The sequence below is a fragment of the Halomonas sp. PAMB 3264 genome, assembly GCF_031954245.1.
GTDB lineage: Bacteria > Pseudomonadota > Gammaproteobacteria > Pseudomonadales > Halomonadaceae > Vreelandella.
Window position 1 is genome coordinate 2188424 of the sequence record NZ_CP134866.1, and the last position, 19369, is coordinate 2207792.

General features: G+C 61.1%; 19 protein-coding genes. 12 read left to right on the forward strand and 7 right to left on the reverse strand.

All coding sequences use genetic code 11. From position 1 onward, the window contains the following. Nucleotides 1-14 precede the first annotated feature (14 nt). Complete coding sequence (locus RN347_RS09845) at nucleotides 15-1412, forward strand: bifunctional DedA family/phosphatase PAP2 family protein (RefSeq protein ID WP_263586972.1); 1398 nt, start codon at nucleotides 15-17, stop codon at nucleotides 1410-1412. Nucleotides 1413-1585: 173 nt separating this feature from the next. Here the strand turns inward: RN347_RS09845 and RN347_RS09850 are convergent, their stop codons facing one another. Genes RN347_RS09850 through mpl form a run of 3 tightly spaced genes read right to left on the reverse strand, consistent with a single transcriptional unit; the run spans nucleotide 1586 to nucleotide 4280 of the window. Further along, nucleotides 1586-2209 (reverse strand): LysE family translocator, encoded by a 624-nt coding sequence (locus tag RN347_RS09850; protein ID WP_263586971.1) that lies wholly within the window; start codon nucleotides 2207-2209, stop codon nucleotides 1586-1588. Between the two features lie 55 nt (nucleotides 2210-2264). Continuing rightward, on the reverse strand, nucleotides 2265-2903 hold the full coding sequence (locus RN347_RS09855; RefSeq protein WP_311958069.1) for a flavin prenyltransferase UbiX: 639 nt from the start codon (nucleotides 2901-2903) through the stop codon (nucleotides 2265-2267). Beyond that, a complete protein-coding gene (gene mpl / locus RN347_RS09860) occupies nucleotides 2904-4280 on the reverse strand; it encodes a UDP-N-acetylmuramate:L-alanyl-gamma-D-glutamyl-meso-diaminopimelate ligase (protein WP_311958071.1) in 1377 nt (458 codons plus the stop codon). 218 nt (nucleotides 4281-4498) lie between these two features. On the opposite strand from mpl, the gene RN347_RS09865 reads away from it, so the two are divergent. Beyond that, entirely contained in the window at nucleotides 4499-4885 is a 387-nt protein-coding gene (locus tag RN347_RS09865; protein ID WP_263586968.1) for a glutathione S-transferase N-terminal domain-containing protein, read from the forward strand. A 27-nt stretch (nucleotides 4886-4912) separates the two neighbouring features. On the opposite strand, the gene RN347_RS09870 is transcribed toward RN347_RS09865, so the two are convergent. Then, nucleotides 4913-5467, reverse strand: coding sequence for a hypothetical protein (locus tag RN347_RS09870; RefSeq protein WP_311958073.1), 555 nt, complete (start codon nucleotides 5465-5467; stop codon nucleotides 4913-4915). A 307-nt stretch (nucleotides 5468-5774) separates the two neighbouring features. Between RN347_RS09870 and RN347_RS09875 the strand changes: the two genes are divergently transcribed. From RN347_RS09875 to pepQ, 7 genes are all read left to right on the forward strand, one after another. Beyond that, nucleotides 5775-7361 (forward strand): ABC transporter substrate-binding protein, encoded by a 1587-nt coding sequence (locus tag RN347_RS09875; RefSeq protein WP_311958075.1) that lies wholly within the window; start codon nucleotides 5775-5777, stop codon nucleotides 7359-7361. Between the two features lie 161 nt (nucleotides 7362-7522). Then, nucleotides 7523-8572 (forward strand): ABC transporter permease, encoded by a 1050-nt coding sequence (locus RN347_RS09880; protein WP_311958076.1) that lies wholly within the window; start codon nucleotides 7523-7525, stop codon nucleotides 8570-8572. Continuing rightward, nucleotides 8569-9504: an ABC transporter permease gene (locus RN347_RS09885; RefSeq protein WP_263586964.1), complete on the forward strand. Its 936-nt coding sequence runs from the start codon at nucleotides 8569-8571 to the stop codon at nucleotides 9502-9504. Before RN347_RS09880 ends, RN347_RS09885 begins: the two co-directional genes overlap by 4 nt. Before the next feature lie 7 nt (nucleotides 9505-9511). Further along, nucleotides 9512-10528, forward strand: coding sequence for an ABC transporter ATP-binding protein (locus RN347_RS09890; RefSeq protein ID WP_263586963.1), 1017 nt, complete (start codon nucleotides 9512-9514; stop codon nucleotides 10526-10528). Further along, nucleotides 10525-11604, forward strand: coding sequence for an oligopeptide/dipeptide ABC transporter ATP-binding protein (locus tag RN347_RS09895; RefSeq protein ID WP_311958078.1), 1080 nt, complete (start codon nucleotides 10525-10527; stop codon nucleotides 11602-11604). Before RN347_RS09890 ends, RN347_RS09895 begins: the two co-directional genes overlap by 4 nt. A 49-nt stretch (nucleotides 11605-11653) precedes the next feature. Then, nucleotides 11654-12565 (forward strand): LysR family transcriptional regulator, encoded by a 912-nt coding sequence (locus tag RN347_RS09900; protein WP_263586961.1) that lies wholly within the window; start codon nucleotides 11654-11656, stop codon nucleotides 12563-12565. 10 nt (nucleotides 12566-12575) lie between these two features. Beyond that, a complete protein-coding gene (gene pepQ, locus RN347_RS09905; RefSeq protein ID WP_311958080.1) occupies nucleotides 12576-13877 on the forward strand; it encodes a Xaa-Pro dipeptidase in 1302 nt (433 codons plus the stop codon). Nucleotides 13878-13916: 39 nt separating this feature from the next. Here the strand turns inward: pepQ and RN347_RS09910 are convergent, their stop codons facing one another. Then, nucleotides 13917-14693 (reverse strand): TatD family hydrolase, encoded by a 777-nt coding sequence (locus RN347_RS09910; protein WP_311958081.1) that lies wholly within the window; start codon nucleotides 14691-14693, stop codon nucleotides 13917-13919. A 119-nt stretch (nucleotides 14694-14812) separates the two neighbouring features. Then, nucleotides 14813-15421 carry an OmpW family outer membrane protein gene (locus RN347_RS09915; RefSeq protein ID WP_311958082.1) on the reverse strand — a complete coding sequence of 203 codons (609 nt, stop codon included), beginning with the start codon at nucleotides 15419-15421 and terminating at the stop codon, nucleotides 14813-14815. A gap of 613 nt (nucleotides 15422-16034) precedes the next feature. On the opposite strand from RN347_RS09915, the gene RN347_RS09920 reads away from it, so the two are divergent. Continuing rightward, nucleotides 16035-16889, forward strand: coding sequence for a MoxR family ATPase (locus tag RN347_RS09920; RefSeq protein WP_311958084.1), 855 nt, complete (start codon nucleotides 16035-16037; stop codon nucleotides 16887-16889). 3 nt (nucleotides 16890-16892) lie between these two features. Then, a complete protein-coding gene (locus RN347_RS09925) occupies nucleotides 16893-18068 on the forward strand; it encodes a VWA domain-containing protein (protein WP_311958086.1) in 1176 nt (391 codons plus the stop codon). A gap of 123 nt (nucleotides 18069-18191) precedes the next feature. Here RN347_RS09925 and RN347_RS09930 read toward each other — a convergent pair whose 3' ends face one another. Further along, entirely contained in the window at nucleotides 18192-18752 is a 561-nt protein-coding gene (locus RN347_RS09930; protein ID WP_311958087.1) for a hypothetical protein, read from the reverse strand. A 177-nt stretch (nucleotides 18753-18929) separates the two neighbouring features. On the opposite strand from RN347_RS09930, the gene RN347_RS09935 reads away from it, so the two are divergent. Continuing rightward, nucleotides 18930-19367: a RidA family protein gene (locus tag RN347_RS09935; protein WP_263586954.1), complete on the forward strand. Its 438-nt coding sequence runs from the start codon at nucleotides 18930-18932 to the stop codon at nucleotides 19365-19367. Nucleotides 19368-19369: the final 2 nt, after the last annotated feature.

Consider the following 19369-nt stretch of genomic DNA (forward strand, 5'->3'; position numbering starts at 1 on the left):
GAACGGAGTCTTTTGTGTCGCTCGCCGAACAGCTGATGGATCTATCGCTTTCACCTTTTACGCTGCTTCTTCTGATCTTTTTGATATCGGCGCTCGAGTCGCTGGCCGTGGTGGGCCTTTTGGTCCCCGGCGTGGTGCTGGTAACCGCAGCCGCCTCCATGGCGGGCCATCAGGGAGTGGATATGCTGGGGCTGTTGCTGGCCGCGTTTTTCGGCGCGGTCGCCGGCGACGGAGTCAGCTTCAAGCTCGGCTATGACTACCGCGAACAGATAACGCGCCGGTGGCCGCTGTCCCAGCATCCAGAGTGGCTGGAGCGCGGGAGGCGCTTTTTCGAGCGTTACGGTATCTATTCGGTGTTCATCGGCCGCTTCGTCGGGCCGGTGCGGCCCATCATTCCGCTGATTGCCGGCATGATGCGAATGCGCCCGCGTACCTTCGTATGGGCCAACCTGAGCTCGGCGCTGGTATGGGCCCCCGCCTACGTGCTGCCGGGCTATCTTTTGGGCCACACCTGGCAGCGCTACCTGACACTTCCGCCTAACATCGAAGCCGCACTGATGGTCATTGGCGCGATCACAGTGGCACTGGCGGTCGTGTTCTCCTGGGGGCGCGCCCAGGTGGGACGCCACGGCCGGCTCTACTTGATGACCGCGCGCCTGGCGCGGCGTCTGCCTTTGGCGCGCCGCCCCTGGCTTGCCATGAGTCAGTCCGGCGAAGTACCGCTGGCCTCGCTGCTGCTGTTGATCATCGCCCTGACGGGGTTCTGCGCCTGGACGCTGTACGTGCTGACCTCCCCGGAGTCGCTAACGCTCGATCTGCAGGCCCAGCGGCTATTCGACTGGCTTCGAACCGAGCCGCTGCTGTGGTTTAGCCTGGGGTTGGCCAAACTCGGCGACAAGCTCGGCATTGCGGTACTGATGACGCCCTGGGCGCTGTGGCTTGTGCTCAAACGGCGCTTCGACGTGCTCGCGTGCTGGGGGGCAGCGCTTGGCGGCGTTGCGCTTTTAAATATTGTCGGCAAGGCGGTATTCGGCCGCGCCCGGCCGGAGACGCCGGATTACCTGGTTGGCTCGCTCTCCTACCCCAGCGCCCATACGTCCGGCTTCGTGGTAGTGGTGGGTCTTGCCGCCGCGTTCATCGCCGCCGAGTGTTCGCGTCGCTATCGCCTGTGGGTCTACTGGGCAGCGATCATCATCGTGCTGCCCATGGCGCTGTCGCGACTTCTGCTTGGCGTGCACTGGCTGAGTGACCTGATCGGCGGGGCGCTTCTGGGGCTTTCGGTTTGCGCGCTGACCCGGCTTTTATGGCAACACCGTGCGCGGGCGCCGCTGTCACCCTGCCCGTTTACCGCGCTGATGGGAATAACGGTAATACTGGTCGGCCTGCGCATCGCCTTTTTGCCGCCGGTATAGTCAAAGCGAGCTGCCTAGGGTCTGTCTGAAAAGTCGGTGAGCGAAGACAAGACAAGGCAAAAATTGGCGAAGAAACGGAGTTTTCAGTGTGTAAATGAGCATTCTGATCGAACTCGCGCACGAGCCAATTTTTAACGCCGTAATGTCGAGCGCAGGCACTTTTCAGACAGAGCCTAGCCCAGCGCCAGCCAGAGCCCCACGCCGATCATCAGCGTGCCGGCAATGCGGTTCATCAGGCGCACGTTACCGCTTTTGCCCAGCGTTTTACGAAGGGTCTTGCCGCCGGTGGCGTAAACCAGAAGGCTTGCAAACTCGATGACGAGAATCACCGCGATCAGCGCGACGAGCTGGTGAAAAAGCGCCCGGCTGCTGTCGAGAAACGGCGGCAAAAGGGCGACGAAAAACGCCCACCCTTTCGGGTTGGCAATCGCCGTGACGAACCCTTGGCTTGCCAGCTGAAGGCGCCCGGCAGGCTTTCCGGTCTCGATCTGGTCAGGAATCGCCATGCGCCCCCGCGAGCGCCACATCATCACGCCAAGATACGCAAGATACGCCCCGCCAACCCACTTGAACACGGTAAAGAGCGCCGGCTGCTTGAGCATCAGCGCGGCCACGCCGGCGCCCGCCGCTGCGGCCACCAACCCCACACCCAGAAGCTCCCCGGCCATCATCCAGAGCGTGCGTTTGACGCCCTGGGTCATGCCCAGCACCATCGAAAGCGTCATGCACATACCCGGCGTTAGCGATACGAACAAAAAAGTGGGAATGAAGACGGAAAGCGTGGCCCAGGAGAGCATGTGCGTGAATCCTTGAAAAAGTCGATATGAACGGCCAAACCTCAGCGGGGCCTACCTATTCGCCTTCGCCCCAGCGCGGCATCAGGGTGTGGGCGATACCGAGCTGATTGAGAATGCGCGCGACGATGAAATCGATCATCTCATCGATCGTGCGCGGGCGGTGATAGAACCCGGGAGCGGCAGGTAAAATCACCGCGCCCAGCCGGCTCAGCGTCAGCATGTGCTCGAGATGAATCGCCGAGAACGGGGTTTCCCGCGGTACCAGCACCAGCGTTCGCCGCTCCTTGAGCGCAACGTCTGCGGCGCGCTCGATCAGATTGTTGCTCGCCCCGGTGGCGACCGCCGACAGCGTGCCGGTCGAGCAAGGACAGATCACCATCGCCGACGGCGCCCCGGAACCCGAGGCGACCGGTGCCATCCAGTCCTCTCGGCCGAAGCAGCGAATCTGGCCATAGCAGGCCCCGCTCAGCGCCGTCAAGGCCTCCTGTAGACGCTCGGGCTTGGCGGGCAGATCCACGTCGGTTTCGGTTGCGATCACCATGTGCGCCGCCTTGGAGATCATCACCCACACCTCGTGGCCGGCCTCGATGAGCACCTCGATCAATCTGAGCCCGTACTGGGCGCCGGAAGCGCCGGTCAGCGCCACGCTCACTGGCGCCTTGAAGGTTGGCGCGGTATTTGGCTGTGTCGACATTTAGCTCTCTCTGGCGCGAAGCGCGCTCAACAGGCGTTCATGAACCCCGGCAAAGCCGCCGTTGGACATCACCACGATGCGATCCTGAGGCAGCGCCTTGGCCACCACCGCACTGACCAGCGCGTCGATATCGTGATAGAGCGCGCCGTGGCCCTGCTCGTCGACCAGCGAGGCCATCGACCAGTCAAGCCCGGCAGGTTCGAACCAGAACACCGCATCGGCATCGTCTACGCAGGCTTTCAGGCGGTCACGCAGCGCTCCCAGCCGCATGGTATTCGAGCGCGGCTCGATGACCGCCAGAAGCCGCCCCCTGGGCGTGGCAGCGCGTAGGCCTTTCAGGGTCGCGGCGATTGCCGTGGGGTGGTGGGCAAAATCGTCGATCACCTGAACGCCGGCGATGTCGCCGCGCACTTCCTGGCGGCGGCGCGGGGTTTGAAAGCGTGAAAGCGCAGCACAGGCCCGCGGCAGGTCCACGCCCAGCTGGCGCGCGCAGGCGAGTGCGGCGAGCGCATTGCAGGCGTTGTGCTCGCCGGTCAGCCCCCACTCCACCACGCCATCCTCAGAGGTGTCGCCCTGCTCGAAAATGACCTTGAACCGGCTGGCATCCGGCTGCTCCAGCTGGTAACGCCAGGGGCTTTGCGCGTCGCTCCCGAAGAAGGTTACCGGTGTCCAGGCGCCCATGTCGAGCACGCGCGAAAGCGCCGGCTGATGGTCGGCCACCAGCAGCAAGCCGTTGCCCGGCACGGTGCGCACCAGGTGATGGAACTGGCGCTCGATCGCGGCCAGGTCCGGGAAAATATCGGCGTGGTCGAACTCCAAATTATTGAGCACGGCAACGTGTGGACGGTAGTGGACGAACTTGGAGCGCTTGTCGAAAAAGGCGGTGTCGTATTCGTCGGCCTCGACCACGAAGGGGCCATTCGGTGCCCCCAGGCGCGCCGAGACGCCGAAGTTGCGCGGCACGCCGCCGATCAGAAAACCCGGCGCTTGGCCCGCGCTCTCCAATAACCAGGCGAGCAGGCTCGCCGTGGTGGTTTTGCCGTGGGTGCCGGCAACGGCGATGACCTGGCGGCTGGGGAGCACGTAGTCGGCGAGCCACTGCGCGCCGGAGGTGTAGCGCAGCGTCGAATTCAAAAGCGCCTCGACCTCGGGGTTTCCGCGCGAGAGTGCGTTGCCCACCACCACCAGGTCGATATCCGGGCCGAGATTCTCGGCGCGGTACCCCTGCATCAGGGCGATACCCGCCTCCTCGAGCTGAGTACTCATGGGCGGGTAGACGTTGGCATCCGATCCGCTGACCCGGTGGCCAAGCTCGCGGGCCAACAGCGCCAGGCTCCCCATGAAAGTGCCACAGATACCGATAACATGCAGATGCATGGGTCGCTCCCTTACTCGCCGACATCGCGTTTGCAGCGGCGCACATGAAAAACGTAAAAAAATCAGCCGATGAGACTAGCATGCCTTGGCCGAGCGCTCACCACTGCGGCTCAATTAATCCGCCCACGGTGTGACAACGAAGGCGCTTTGTAGCAGGATTGCCGCTTTATCCACCCACCCTTTCGAGCGGGGCGCTATTTCGCCCTTTGGAGTACACGATGCGTAGTGTGATTCGCACCTTCTTTCGCGGCGTTCGCCTGGTAGTGACGCCGTTCATGCTGGCTCAGGAAAAACTCTCCACGCCCCAGGGTAAGGAGCGCACGACTGATGAGCAGGCCCAGGTGGATGAAGCCTGCCAGGCGCTTGCGCTTTACCAGTTTCGTAGCTGCCCGTTTTGCATCAAGGTACGCAAGGAGATCGCCCGGCTGAATCTCCCTATCGAAACCCGCGATGCCCAGCACGACGCCGAGCACCGACAAGCGCTCGAGCAAGGCGGTGGCAAGATCAAGGTGCCGTGTCTTCGCATCGAACGCGACGGCGGTCAGACCGAGTGGCTTTATGAGTCCAGCGACATCAACGCTTGGCTCGAATCGCGCTTTGGCTAGCCCTTGAGACTGTCTTTAAAACAGCGTTTAAAACTCCACCCGCCGAGCGCGCAGCTCGAAGCGCCCCGAAAGCGTGGCGGGCTCATTTTCGCTTTGGCCCCCGGGGGCGCGCTCGAGCTCAAAATCACCGTCGATCCGACCAACAAGCGTGAGCCAGGCGCCATCGCGCTCGGCGCGTGTCAGGGTGACGTTAAGCGCGCCAGCCGCCGCGTGGTACACGGGCCCGGTGGTGTCACTGCTAATGAAGTAGACCGCTTCGGCTTGCTCGAGCGTTAGCGTCTCGCCCGCCTCGCTCAGCGATAGTCGCAGCGCCAGCGAGTCGCGGGGGCTCGGATCACTAGCGTCGGTAAACCCCGTAATATCGACCGCCAGTGCCTGGCGCTGCTCGACGAAACTGGCGCTGACATCCTCATTTTCTCCGTGGAGATACCAGGCCATCGGCTCACCGTCGAAGGTGGCGCTGATCGCCGGCGCCGGCTCGGTGTCTGCCAGCACTGTCGCCGATAAAAGCGTTGCTAACGCGGCGTGCATGGTCAGCGCGCCCAAAAGGCGTCGTAAGGATGTCAGCGTGCGCGCAATCATGGCGTTCTCCTGTTCTGACAGGGGATAAATCATACGTTAGTTTTATTTCATATATAAGGCACGGTGCGGCCTGGCGCCGGCTCATTCAGCAGATGAATGAGTCGTGTCATTTTTTCGATTGTGTCCGGTGATGACCTCTCTCTATGTTATTAGCACTGCGCCGTTGAGGGCGCGGCACTCTCAAAACCTCCTTCGAGAGTGCCGCTTGGCGTTCGATGCTGGCACTGACCGTGTCTTTTGAACCAGCGCCGGTAGCTCAACGGCGCGGGTCACAGTGAATCAACAATAACGTGGGATGGGAACAAACATGACGTCCAAAAAAGCCGTTTTTAAAAAAACCCTGCTGGCTTCGATCATCGGCGCAGCCTTTGCAGGCTCCGCGCTTGTGTCGACGGCGGCGAGCGCCGAAACACTGCGTATCGGCTACGCTGCCGACCCGGAAACGCTGGATATTCACGAGCAACTCTCCGGCGGTATGCTGCGCTTTTCACATCTCTCTTTCGACCCCTTGGTGCGTTGGACCAAGGATTTCCAGTTCGAGCCGCGCCTGGCCACTGAGTGGGAACAAGTCGACGATACGCACCTGCGCATGACGCTGCGTGAAGGCGTGACCTTCCACTCCGGCAACGAGTTCACCGCCAAGGACGTGGTCTGGACCATCGAGCGTCTCAAGGAGAGCCCGGACTACCGCGCGATCTTCGAGCCGGTCGAAAGTGCAGAAGCCATCGACGACTACACCGTCGAAATCACCACTGCCGAGCCCTATCCGCTGCTACTCAACCTGGCCACCTACATCTTCCCGATGGACAGTGAGTTCTATACCGGTGAGACAGAGGATGGCAGCGACAAGTCTGAAATCGTCAAGGCAGGCGACTCCTTTGCCTCGCGCAATATCTCGGGCACCGGACCTTTCGAGGTCACCAGCCGCCGTCAGGGCGTGCAGGTGGACTTCGAGCGCTTCGACGACTACTGGGATACCGAAAGCGAAGGCAACGTATCCGAGATCATTTTGACCCCGATCTCCGAGAACGCCTCCCGCGTGGCTGCCCTCCTCTCCGGCGGCGTGGACTTCATCGACGCCGTGCCGCCCAACGATCTGGATCGCGTGCGTGAGGCACAGAATATTAATCTGATCGAGGTGCCCGGTACGCGCATCATCGGTTTCCAGCTCAACGAAGAGCGCGTCGAGGCGTTTCAGGATGTTCGCGTGCGCCAGGCCGTGGATCTGGCCATCAACCAGGAAGGCATCGCCGATCGTTTGATGCGCGGCTTCGCCACACCCGCCGGTCAGCTCTCCGCTGAAGGCTACGTCGGCCACAATCCAGAGCTTGTTCCGCGCTACGACATCGAACGCGCTCAAGAGTTGATGGCGGAAGCGGGCTATGAAGATGGCTTCACCATCGACATGATCGCCCCGAACAACCGCTACGTGAACGATGCCCAGATCGCCCAGGCCGTCGCCAACATGCTCTCGCGCATCAACATCACCGTGAATCTTCGCACCATGCCGCTGGCCCAGTACTGGCCGGAGTACGACGAGCGCGGCTCGGACATGGCGATGGTGGGCTGGCACTCGGATACCGAAGACACCGCCAACCTGTTCCAGTACCTGACCTTCTGCCCGGATGAAGAGACCGGCGCTGGCCAGTACAACTACGGCGGCTACTGCAACGAGGAGATCGACGCGCTGGTGACCGAGGCCGACAGCGAAACCGATCTGGAAAAACGCGCCGAGATGCTGAAAGAAGCCGAAGCCATGCTTTACGAAGACGTGGGCTACATCACGCTTCACTGGCAAAACCTGGCTTACGCCGCTGCCGACGGTGTCGACATCGAGCCGGTCGTCAATGCGATCGACTTCCCCTACCTGGGTGATCTGGTCATCACCCGGTAATTCCAGGGTCACTACGGCCCATCAGGCTCGACGCTTTAGCACGGATGCTTCGCTCTCCACCCGGTGGGGAGCGAAGCGTTGCGTTGGGCTTTATCCGGCATTGACCCCAGAGCTTTTTGCCAACGACCTTCCTGATAACGTACACACAGGTGGCGTACGCCATGATTGCATTTCTCATCAAGCGGCTGATGCACGCGGTACTGGTGATGTTCGTCATCAGCGTGCTGGCCTTCGCCATTCAGGACAACCTGGGTGACCCGGTACAACAGCTGGTGGGTCAGTCGGTCCCCGAAAGCGAGCGCGAGGCGCTGCGCGAGCGTTTGGGTCTCAACGACCCCTTCCTGGTGCAGTACGCGCGCTTTGCCACAAACGCCCTCCAGGGCGACTTCGGCCAGTCCTATTTCTACCGCGAGCCGGCGCTGGAGGTCATCGCCCGCCACCTGCCGGCAACGCTCGAGCTGGTGTTCGCTGCCACGCTGATCATCGTCGTGCTGTCGGTGCCGATCGGGGTTTACAGCGCGATCAAGCCGCGATCCCTCGTGTCGCGCTTTTTCATGGGTGTATCGATCATCGGTATCTCGGTCCCGGTCTTTTTGACCGCGATCGTATTGATCCAGATCTTTTCGATCGGGATCACGATCACGCTCTTTCCCGAGCAGACCGGCTGGGGTGCCTGGCTCAACGGGGTGCTCTCGACCTCGGGTAACATGCCCTCCTTCGGTCGCGGGTATGATCTCGTCCACGTGGTCGGCCACTGGGACACCAATCTGGCGAGCCTGAACGGTTTACAGCATCTGGTGCTGCCCGCCATTTCGCTCGCCTCGATCATGTTGCCGCTATTCATTCGCCTGATTCGCGCCGAAATGATGGAAGTGCTGCAGTCCGAGTACGTGAAGTACGCCCGCGCCAAGGGCATTTCGATGCGCCGCATCTACTTCGTGCACGCCCTCAAGAACACCATGCTGCCGGTCATTACGGTCGGCGGCGTGCAGATCGGCACGATGGTCGCCTATACCATCCTGACCGAAACCGTTTTCCAATGGCCCGGCATGGGACTGATGTTCCTGGAAGCGATCAACCGGGCCGACATTCCGCTGATCGTCAGCTACCTGATGATCGTCGGCGTCATTTTCGTGGTGACGAACACCATCGTGGATTTGATCTACGGCTTCGTTAACCCCACCGTCAAACTGACAGGTAAGCCCGCATGAGTGCCACGACCGCCCCGAGCCGCTGGGAGCGCCTGCGCGACTCCTATCTGTGGTACAGCTTCAAGCGCGACCGCACCGCCCAGCTGTGCCTTTTCGTCTTCATTTGTTTGGTGATCGCAGCGTTTGCCGCGCCGTTGATCGCCCCGACCGACCCCTATGATCTGCGTCAGATCAACATTCTCGACTCGGAATTGCCGCCGTTCTGGATCGACGGTTTCGATGAGCGCTACACCCTGGGCACCGACGCTCAGGGGCGCGATCTCTGGTCGATCATTCTTTACGGGACGCGCGTGTCGCTTCTGATCGGCTTCGGCGCGGTGATTCTGCAGGCGCTGATCGGCGTCACGTTTGGCCTGATGGCCGGCTACCTTGGCGGGCGCGTGGACGCGCTGTTGATGCGCCTGGCCGACATCCAGCTGTCGTTTTCGACGCTGATGGTGGCCATCGTGGTCGGCGCGGTGGTCAAGGCGACCATGGGTAGCGCCTTTTACAGCCAGTACGCGGTGATCATGCTGATTCTGATCATCGGCCTGGCCGAGTGGCCGCAGTACGCGCGCACCGTGCGCGCCTCGGTGCTGGCCGAGCGGGGCAAGGAGTACGTCGACGCCGCCCGCGTGATGGGACTCAAGAGCCGGCGCATCATGTTTCGCCACGTGCTGCCCAATACGCTGTCGCCCATTTTCGTCATCTCCACGGTACAGATCGCCAACGCCATCATCTCCGAGGCGGCGCTCTCGTTTCTGGGCCTTGGCATGCCGGAGACCCACCCGTCGCTTGGCTCGTTGATCAAGGCCGGGTTCGACTATATCCAGTCCGGCTCCTGGTGGATCACGCTGATTCCGGGTGCGGTGCTGGTGGTGCTGGTGCTCTCGATCAATTTGCTCGGTGACTGGCTGCGCGATGTCATGAACCCACGACTCTACAAGGGGTGAGACCACCATGGCACTACTCGAAGTTTCAGGACTCGACGTGCGCTTTGCGCTGCGCCAGGGCGAAGTACGCGCGCTGCGCGACGTCAGCTTCACCCTGGACCGGGGCGAGCGCCTCGGCATCGTCGGCGAATCCGGCGCGGGCAAATCCGTGGCGGCCTTCTCGCTTTTGAACCTGATCGCCAAACCCGGCTTTATTGCTGGCGGTAGCGTCACGTTCGAGGGCCAAACGCTCAACACGATGTCCGAGCGGGCACTCAGGAAGGTACGGGGCCACCGTATCTCGATGATCTTCCAGGACCCGATGATGACGCTCAACCCGGTGCTGTCGATCGGCGAGCAGATGGTGGAGTGTCTGAAAGCGCACCGCCGGATCTCCAGCAAGGCCGCCCGCGCCATTGCGCTGGACAAGCTCCAGCAGGTGCAGATCCCGTCGCCGGAAAAGCGCCTCGATCAGTACCCGCACGAGCTCTCCGGCGGCATGCGCCAACGCATCATCATCGCCATCGCGCTGCTGCTCGATCCGGACATCATCATCGCCGACGAGCCCACTACCGCGCTGGATGTCACCATCCAGGCCGAAATCATGGCGCTGCTGCTCGATTTGTGCGAGCAGCACAACGTCGGTTTGATCCTGATCACCCACGACCTGGGTGTGGTCAGCCAGGTCACCCAACGCATGCTGGTGATGTACGCCGGACGGGTGATCGAGCAGGGCCCGACCCGCGAAATCATCAACGACCCGCAGCACCCCTACACCCAAGGGCTGATCAACGCTCTACCGCAAATGGCCACGCCCGGCGAGAAGCTCAACCAGATCCGCGGCAGCATGCCCTCACTTTCCAATTTGCCCAGCGGCTGCGCCTTTCATCCGCGCTGCGACTTTCGCATTCGCTCAAACGGCGAGCCGCGCGCGGCGTGCGTCGAGCAGGTGCCCGGCTTCGTCGACACCGGGAACTGCCGAGTGGCCTGCCATATGGTGGCGGAAATGCTCGAAGACCGTCGGCTGAAGGAGGAAACCCCATGAGCCTCGAGGCGACCCACGCAGAGCCGACCGAGAAAGTCATCGCAAGCGATGCGCCGAATAGCGCGCGCGGCGATGCGCTGCTTGAAATTCGTGACCTGAAAAAGCGTTTCTCGCTGTCCGGTGATTTTCTCGATCAGCTGCGCTTCAAGAAAGGCAGGATCACACGCCATCAGGAGCACGTGCACGCGATCAATGGCGTCAATCTGGACATTCAGCGCGGCGAGGCGCTTTGCGTGGTGGGCGAATCCGGCTGCGGCAAGTCGACGGTGGCACGTACCGTCATGGGGCTTTTGAGCCCCTCGGAAGGCGAAATACGCTATGACGGTCAGCGTATCGACGATTTGAGCGCGCGAAAGCTGCTGCCCTATCGCAAGCGCATGCAGATGATTTTTCAAAACCCCTACGCTTCGCTCAACCCGCGCATGACCATCCAGCAAACCCTGGAAGAGCCGCTGCGCTTTCATCACCCGGAGTGGGACCGCGCGAAGGTAGCCGACAAGGTCGAGACGGTGATGCGCTCGGTGGGCATCGACCCGGACTGGGGCAAGCGTTTTGGCCACGAGTTCTCCGGCGGTCAGCGACAGCGCATCGCCATCGCCCGGGCGCTTGCGGTGGACCCGGAATTCATCGTCGCCGACGAGCCGATCTCGGCGCTGGATGTCTCCATTCAAGCGCAGGTGCTGAACCTTCTAATGGACGCTCAGCGCGAGCGCAACCTGACCTATCTGTTCATTACCCACGACCTGGCGGTGGTCGAGCATTTCGGCACGCGGGTAGCGGTCATGTACCTGGGCACGGTGTGCGAAATCGCCACCACTGCTACGCTATTCGACAAGCCGCGCCACCCCTACACCCAAGCGCTCTTATCAGCGATACCGCGGCTCAAGGATGACCGGCCACAACATATTCGCCTTTCCGGCGAGGTGCCGACGCCGGTGAATTTGCCCAGCGGCTGCGTGTTCCACGGACGCTGCCCCCACGCCAATGCGCGTTGCAAGGCGGAGATCCCGCTGTTGCAAACCCAGCCTGACGGCACCCGGGTGGCCTGTCACGGCGTCGAAGAGGGCCGACTGTGACGCCGCGTCACCCGTCTGGCGTCGCTTTTTCATCACGATGGGGTAAGGCATGGAAATCCGCTGGCTAGAAGACTTTATCGCCCTGGCCAGAACCCGGCACTTCTCGCGGGCGGCGGACGAGCAGCATGTCACCCAGCCCACCTTCTCAAGGCGTATCAAGCTGTTGGAAGAGGAGATGGGCGCGACGTTGATCAACCGCCAAACGCTGCCGCTATCGCTGACCCCGGCAGGTGAAGAGTTTCTGACGCTTTGCGAGCAGATCACCGACCGCGTGCGCCTGACCCGCGACCGGGTGCAGGAGATCAGCGCCGGCGAGCAGCGCCGCATCATGTTGGCCGCGCCGCAAAGTCTCTTGTCACGGTTCATGCCTGAGTGGCTCGAGGGACTGGGCTGGCAGCATCAGGTCCAGCCCTACCTGCGGGCGACGGGCTGGGCGGCCAGCGACTACTTTCAGGCGCTGGGCCGCGCCGAGTGCGATCTGGCGATCTGCTATTGGCCGACCGGGCGTTTCGATCCGGATATCGACACCAGCGCCTGCGTTTACCGGGTGATCGGCACCGAGCGGCTGATTCCCGTCATCGCGGCAAGCCTGACCCACCAGCCCGGCGCCCAGCTTCCCGGAAGCCCCACCAAACCGGTGCGCTGGCTTGCCTATCCCAAGCGCAGTCTGCTGGGCGGCGCGATCAAGGCCCACCTGGCAAGGCTTTCGCACAGCAGCTACCTGAGCGCGCAAAGCGACAATCTTTTTGCGGCGAATATCAAGGAACTCGTGCTTCTGGGCTATGGTATGGGGTGGCTGCCCGAGCGAAACGTCAGCGCCGAGCTCGAAAGCGGCGCGCTGGTGCGCGCCGGGGATACTCGCTTCGACGTGTCCACGGAGCTTCGCCTGTACCGCCATCAGAAAAAACACCACGCCGAGCTGGAGAGGCTCTGGAGCGAGCTACCCGCGCTTCATGTTTAAAAGGGACGACATGTCAGAGACACTTTTTGCCTTACAGCTGGCGCACTTGAAGCGCCTGGATCGCGCCTACGCCGGGATTCTCGAGCGCGAAGGCCTCGAGAGCGTGGCCATCTACAGCGGCCATAGTGAGCCCTTCTTCGCCGATGACCACGCACCCGCTTTTCAGGCCTATGGACACTTCATGCACTGGGTCGGCCTGGCCGGGGCCGAGCGCAGCTGGGTCGTCATCAAGCCAGGGCAAAAGCCCCAGCTGCTGCTCTACGCCCCGAGCGATTTCTGGCATCTGACGACCACTCTACCCGAAGAGCCCTGGATCGAAGCCTTCGATATCACGCTCTGCAAGGAGGCCACCGCTCCAGCGCTTTCGTCCAAAGCGGCGGTGATCGGCGACGTCGAGCGCCTGGACGCGCGTCAGCAAAAGGCGTTGTCCGGGGCGCAGTTCATGCCTCAGGCGCTGATCACCGCGCTCGACGAGCTGCGCGTGATCAAAAGCGACTACGAACTCGCCTGCCTGCGCGAGGCTAACCGTTTGGCCAAGGCGGGCCATCAGGCGGCCAAGGCGGCGTTCATTGGCGTGGGCGCCGAGCTCGACGTTCAGCTTGCCTACCTGGGCGCGAGCCGTCAGCGCGAGTCCATGGTGCCTTATCAGAATATCGTCGGTTTGAACGGCCACGCCGGCGTGCTGCACTATCAGCACTACGACCTGACTCCGCCGAAGCACAGGTACAGCCTGCTGGTGGATGCGGGTCACCGCTTTCGCGGCTACTGCGCCGACATCACCCGCACCCACGTCGGCCCGGACGCGCCGGAAATCTTCGCCGCTCTGGTCGTGGCGCTGTACGGGCTCAAAAACGAGCTGGTTCAGAGCATCGGACCCAACGTCGAATTTTTGACGCTGCACGAACAGATGCACCGCCGCCTGGCGAACATTCTGGTGAGTTTCGATCTTTATAAGGACAGCGTCGAAAGCGCAGTCGATCTCGGCGTTACCCGCGCCTTTTGCCCTCACGGTCTTGGCCATCTGCTGGGCCTACAGGTACACGATGTGGCGGGCCTCAAGAGTGAAAGCGGCTCTCCCCTGCCCGCCCCGGAAGAGCACCCGGCGCTGCGCCTGACCCGCACGCTCAAACCCGGCATGGTCGTCACCATCGAGCCCGGGCTCTACTTCATTCCCATGTTGTTGGCCCCACTCAAGGAGCGCGAGCTTGCCATCAACTGGCCGCTGGTGGACTCGCTAATCAACTGCGGCGGCATTCGGGTCGAAGACAACGTCGTGGTCACCGAATCGGGGTTCGAGAATCTAACGCCTTGAAGCGGGCGCCCTGAAGCAGAGAGCGAGGCAACCCGCCGGCTAAATTCCAAAAAGCCGGCGGCTGTTGTCGCGGATGGCATCGAGGATCTCCTCCGGTGACTCTTCGCGAATCTCGCAAAGGCTTTTAAACACGTGTTGAATACGCTCGGGCCGGTTGGGTTCGCCCTGAAACCCCTGAACGGGCATGTCCGGCGAGTCCGTTTCCAGCAGCAGTTTTGAGAGCGGTAGCCGCGCAAGCGTACGGCGCGTCTTGGTGGCGCGCTCATAGGTCATGGTGCCGCCCACGCCAATAAAATAGCCCGCCTCGATGAACGCTTGAGCCTGCTGCAGGCTTCCGGCAAAGCCGTGCACGACACCCGTTTTAGGTAGCGCCAGGCGACGCAGGTGCATCGCGAGCTTATCGTGGGTGCGCCGCGAGTGCAGGATCACCGGCAGCTCGAACCGGCGGGCCAGTTTGAGCTGCGCGTCGAGCAGCGCTTCCTGCTTTTCGAACTGCGGGTTGTCGATAAAGAGATCCAGCCCGATCTCACCGATGGCGACCAGTTTCTCGGGGCGCTTTTCGAGCCACGCCTCGAGCTGGCTCACGTGCTCCTCCTTGAATTCACTAATGGTCATTGGGTGAATCCCGAGCGCGGCATGAATGGGCTCGAACCGCTCGGCCAGCGCCATGACGCCGTCGAAGCGCTTTGCCGTAACGCCAACCGCAATAATCTTTTCAACACCCGCCTGACGTGCCTGCTCCAGACTCCGCAGCTCATCGCCATAAAACGGGGGGAAGTCGAAGTGGCAGTGAGTATCAACGAATCCTGCGGTCATGCCGGCTCTTCTCCAGGGCTTTTACAGGTGATAGTAAATCGGTTAGATGCGCTCATACAAAAACGCCCGGCTTTCGCCGGGCGTTTCATGTTCATGGATCGAAAATCGATCACGCCATTTTAGAAGCGTAGTGTAACGCCGCCGCCAATGGTAACCGGGTCCATTTCGACATTACCGATGGTGTCGCCGTTGACACGATAGTCGGAATCGACGTCGGCATAGTTGGCAAAACCGTTGAGCATGACGTTATCGGTGACTGCCAGATCGATACCTACCTGGGCCGCCGCGCCGTAGCTGTCCTTGATTTCGACATCGCTCGGCACACCGGAGAAACGGGTGTAGTTGAGACCCGCACCCACGTAGGGCTGCACTTTGGACTCGTAGCCACCCAGCGGGTAGTAGTTGACCATCAGGTTGACCGGCAGGCGGTCGGTAGTACCCACGTCGCCCAGGGCATCAGTGTTCAATTGATGCTCGAACTTCTCAGAACCGTTGAGTTCGATGCCCACGTTGTTGGTGAACAGATAGCCCAAACCGTAGGTGAAACCGCTTTCGTTTTGAACATCCAGCGAACTACCCAGAAGGTTACCGTTGCTGGAACCGGTATCGGTTTTAGCGTAACCGCCGCGAACGAAGACGTCACCCGCCTGGTAGGCAAGCGCGGCCTGGCTTGCCATTAGAACGCTTGCAGAAATTACGGCAGCTGAAATTACTTTAACTTTGCTCATCACGGTCATCCTTTTAGTTTGCCGATGGCTCAATTTGCCACGAACGACGCCGTTGCCTCCGGCTTACTTATACAATATATACTAATCGAACAGTGTTTCCAAACATTCAGTGGAAGTCTTTTATAATATTTTTTTCTAACGACCGCTGTTTTATAGGCATAAAAAAAGGTCCCCCGAAGGGGACCCAGGTGGAGCACGCCAGCTCACTCGGTGTATCGTCCGGTTGGACGACATGGCAACGAAGGGAGAATCGAGAAGTCGTTTGATTCTATTCGTATGCCTCTTTCCCATTTATATTGCGAGCGGCGTGCCAATATTTTTTTACACTTTAAAAATCAACTACATATAAAAAAAACTCCGTATCACCACTTACTGCGCCCCTGTTCATGCTCTTTTAACGCGCACCATCAGCGGGCACAAAAACCCGTTTTTGCATCATTGCGTTGCACTAAAGTCGTATTCGATCGAAAAATTTTCGCTGCTTCAGCCACTTGCCGTACTGCTGGCCCCAGCGTTACGCGGTGACGACGCTTTGTGACACGCCACGTGTCACGTAAACTGATCCGCTATCGCATCTTGATCCGCTTCCCATCCGGCCTTCAAAGGAGCCCCCATGGCGTTCGATTCCACTACCTCCTACATCGCAACCGAGGCGCTCAAGCAGGCGGTCAACGCGGCCGTTATGCTCGAGCGCCCGCTCTTGATCAAGGGCGAGCCGGGGACAGGAAAAACGCTGCTGGCCGAGGAGCTTGCCCGCTCGCTCGATACCGAGCTTTTGACCTGGCACATCAAGTCGACCACCAGGGCGGCTCAGGGGCTCTACGAATACGATGCGGTCAGCCGGCTGCGCGACTCCCAGCTGGGTGTCGAGGGTGTCGAGAACGTCGCCAACTACATTCGTCCCGGCAAGCTGTGGGAAGCGTTCACCGCCGATAAGCGCGTAGTGCTGTTGATCGATGAAATCGACAAGGCGGACATCGAGTTCCCCAACGATCTACTTCAGGAGCTGGATCGCATGGAGTTCTTCGTTTATGAAACCGGTGAAACCGTACGCGCCCGGCACCGCCCGATCATCATCATTACCTCGAACAATGAAAAAGAGCTGCCGGATGCGTTTTTGCGCCGCTGCTTTTTCCACTACATCGACTTTCCCGATCGCGACACCCTGCAAGCGATCGTCGATGTCCACTTTCCCGACATCGCGCCAACGCTCGTTTCCGAGGCGCTCAACGTCTTTTTTGAACTGCGCGAGGCGCCAGGGCTCAAGAAAAAGCCCTCGACCTCGGAGCTGGTCGATTGGATGAAGCTTTTGATGAGCGACGAGCTTTCCCGTGAAGCGCTTTATCACCGCGACCCCTCAAAAGCGCTGCCGCCCATGGCCGGGGCGTTGATCAAAAACGAACAGGATACCCATCTGTTGGAACGTCTCGCGTTCATGATGCGCCGCCAAAAAGGGCCGGGGCGTTAAGCCATGTTCATCGGCCTGTTTGAGACGTTGAAGCGCACTGGGGTGCCGGTTTCGCTGCGCGAGCTGCTCGACTTGCACGCGGCGCTCGAGTCCGGCGTGGTATTCGCCGATATGCAAAGCTTCTACCATGTCGCGCGCACGGTGATGGTCAAGGACGAGCGTTACTTCGACCGCTTCGATCGCGCCTTCGCTGCCTGGTTCGAGGGGCTCGAAAGCGTGGAGGCCGGCATCGAGGCGCTGATTCCGGACGAGTGGCTGCGTCGCGAATTCGAGAAGCAGCTCTCCGAGGAGGAGAAAGCGAAAATCGAGTCGCTGGGCGGGCTCGAGGCGCTAATCGACACCTTCAAAAAGCGTCTGGAAGAGCAGAAAGAGCGCCACGCCGGCGGCAACAAGTGGATCGGTACCGGCGGCACCAGCCCCTTCGGCGCCTACGGCTACAACCCGGAAGGCATCCGTATCGGCCAGGACGGCTCGCGCCATCGCCGCGCCACCAAAGTGTGGGACGAGCGCCGCTTTCGCGACTACGACGACAGCCTGGAGCTTGGCACGCGCAATATCAAAATGGCGCTACGTCGGCTTAGAAAGTTCGCCCGCCAGGGCGCGCGTTCAGAGTTCGACATCAAGGGCACCATTCGGGAAACCGTCCGCGATGCGGGGCTTTTAAACGTGCAGATGCGTCCGGAGCGCCATAACGCCGTCAAGATCCTGCTGTTTTTAGACGTCGGCGGCTCGATGGACGATCACGTGCGCGTGTGTGAGGAGCTCTTCTCCGCGGCGCGCTCGGAGTTCAAGCACCTGGAATACTTTTACTTTCACAACTGTGTCTACGAAGGCGTCTGGAAAAACAATCGCCGCCGCGGCAGCGAACGTCTCTCGACATGGGAGCTTCTGCGCACTTATGGGTCGGATTACCAGGTCGTGGTGGTGGGCGATGCGGCGATGTCACCTTACGAGATCACCCACCCGGGTGGGAGCGTCGAGCACTTCAACGAGGAGCCGGGAGGCGTTTGGCTAGAGCGTTTGACGAAGCACTTCCCGAAACTCGTATGGCTCAACCCGGCCCTGCCGCGCACCTGGGAGTACACCTACTCGACGAAGCTGATTCAGGAGATCGTCGAGGATCGCATGTACCCGATGACCGTCGAAGGGCTCGAAACGGCCATGCGCGGGCTTTCGTGAGTGCTTTGATGTCGTCAGTGCTTTGATGTCGTCAGTGCTTTGATGTCATAAGTGCTTTGATGTCATAAGTGCTTTGCTTTCGCAGCCACTTTTTATACGAGCAAAGGCCAGGCTCGAATGACGTTAAAGCGCGCTCGGCGCGCGCTCGAGGCCTTCCAGGAAATCACGCTTGGCCGCCTCGAACGCTTTCGGGTCGTGCTTGAAGCGACGCAGTATCCGGTCGTGATCCAGCGTCAGGGTGGGTGAAACGTCCTCGAGACGCGTCGCCGGATGGCGGGCGTTGAGTCCGACCCGCTCGCCGTTTTCGCCGTCGAACCAGCGCTTGAGTCCGCAATCCTGATAAAACGCCACCTGGGAGGGCTCGCTCACTTCGACCTTGAGCGGCACGTTGAGGCTCAGCTCGCTGATCAGCCGCGCCCTGGCGCCCTCGCGCTGCTCCCAGGCCAAACTCAGCGTCATGCCCTCGCCCTTCTCGTCGAGCACCAGTAGCGCCAGCGCCAGAATCTCGCCGCCGCTTCCCGTACCGGCGATGAGCCGCGCGGCTTCCTGCTCGAACAAAACGTTTTGGGTGCCCGTGAAGACCACCAGCGGGGTCAGGCCCGCCTGCTGGCCGTACACCTTTGCACACAGTTTGGCGAGACACGCGCGGCGCTCGCGGGGCTCTTTAATCTGGACAACCTTCATTGCGCTCTCTCATCGTGCTTATTTCTGACCAACATCGGCGCGCGTGCAGCGCCGTTCAAGGCTCGCAAGCCTAGAGCAAACCGCGCCTGGGTGCCAGAGCGATCACGCAAAGCAAGCGCTCATGTGCCAGGCTGGTCGCACAGAACGCAATATCCCCCAGGCCGACAAGGAGAGCCCGTGCCCCAGTTCATCAACGACCCGACCCTGCCCAAACCCGATTTTCCCGGCAGCCACATGGTGGTGGATGACCAGTATGTGTTCATTTCCGGACTGACCATTGCCGATATCGTCGAAGAGGATCAGGTCATCGGCGACGTCGCCAAGGAGACCCACCGTATCATGCGCGAGCTCGAGCGCATGCTGCGCCAGGAAGAGCTTGAGTGGCGCGATGTGGTCCGCGTCGATATTCACATGACCGACCTTGGTGAGATCAGCAAACTCGACAGCGTCTACGCCGAATTTTTCGACGCGGGCCAGTACCCGGCGCGTACCTGCACCGAGGCGAGCCGCCTGTGCAAGGGCAGCAACGTGGAGATCACGCTGATGGCGAGCCGCAGCCGACGCTCACAGAAAGAAGGCAACCCCCAGCCCGATTCGGATACCGGCCCGGAATAACC

Bases quoted from the DNA above. Each gene is read 5' to 3' on its own strand.
- RN347_RS09870 (WP_311958073.1), bottom strand. From the start codon at position 5,467: ATGATTGCGCGCACGCTGACATCCTTACGACGCCTTTTGGGCGCGCTG.
- RN347_RS09930 (WP_311958087.1), bottom strand. From the start codon at position 18,752: ATGAAGGTTGTCCAGATTAAAGAGCCCCGCGAGCGCCGCGCGTGTCTC.
- RN347_RS09925 (WP_311958086.1), top strand. From the start codon at position 16,893: ATGTTCATCGGCCTGTTTGAGACGTTGAAGCGCACTGGGGTGCCGGTT.
- RN347_RS09855 (WP_311958069.1), bottom strand. From the start codon at position 2,903: ATGTCGACACAGCCAAATACCGCGCCAACCTTCAAGGCGCCAGTGAGC.
- mpl (WP_311958071.1), bottom strand. From the start codon at position 4,280: ATGCATCTGCATGTTATCGGTATCTGTGGCACTTTCATGGGGAGCCTG.
- RN347_RS09875 (WP_311958075.1), top strand. From the start codon at position 5,775: ATGACGTCCAAAAAAGCCGTTTTTAAAAAAACCCTGCTGGCTTCGATC.
- RN347_RS09915 (WP_311958082.1), bottom strand. From the start codon at position 15,421: ATGAGCAAAGTTAAAGTAATTTCAGCTGCCGTAATTTCTGCAAGCGTT.
- RN347_RS09920 (WP_311958084.1), top strand. From the start codon at position 16,035: ATGGCGTTCGATTCCACTACCTCCTACATCGCAACCGAGGCGCTCAAG.
- RN347_RS09850 (WP_263586971.1), bottom strand. From the start codon at position 2,209: ATGCTCTCCTGGGCCACGCTTTCCGTCTTCATTCCCACTTTTTTGTTC.
- RN347_RS09910 (WP_311958081.1), bottom strand. From the start codon at position 14,693: ATGACCGCAGGATTCGTTGATACTCACTGCCACTTCGACTTCCCCCCG.
- RN347_RS09890 (WP_263586963.1), top strand. From the start codon at position 9,512: ATGGCACTACTCGAAGTTTCAGGACTCGACGTGCGCTTTGCGCTGCGC.
- RN347_RS09885 (WP_263586964.1), top strand. From the start codon at position 8,569: ATGAGTGCCACGACCGCCCCGAGCCGCTGGGAGCGCCTGCGCGACTCC.
- pepQ (WP_311958080.1), top strand. From the start codon at position 12,576: ATGTCAGAGACACTTTTTGCCTTACAGCTGGCGCACTTGAAGCGCCTG.
- RN347_RS09900 (WP_263586961.1), top strand. From the start codon at position 11,654: ATGGAAATCCGCTGGCTAGAAGACTTTATCGCCCTGGCCAGAACCCGG.
- RN347_RS09895 (WP_311958078.1), top strand. From the start codon at position 10,525: ATGAGCCTCGAGGCGACCCACGCAGAGCCGACCGAGAAAGTCATCGCA.
- RN347_RS09865 (WP_263586968.1), top strand. From the start codon at position 4,499: ATGCGTAGTGTGATTCGCACCTTCTTTCGCGGCGTTCGCCTGGTAGTG.
- RN347_RS09880 (WP_311958076.1), top strand. From the start codon at position 7,523: ATGATTGCATTTCTCATCAAGCGGCTGATGCACGCGGTACTGGTGATG.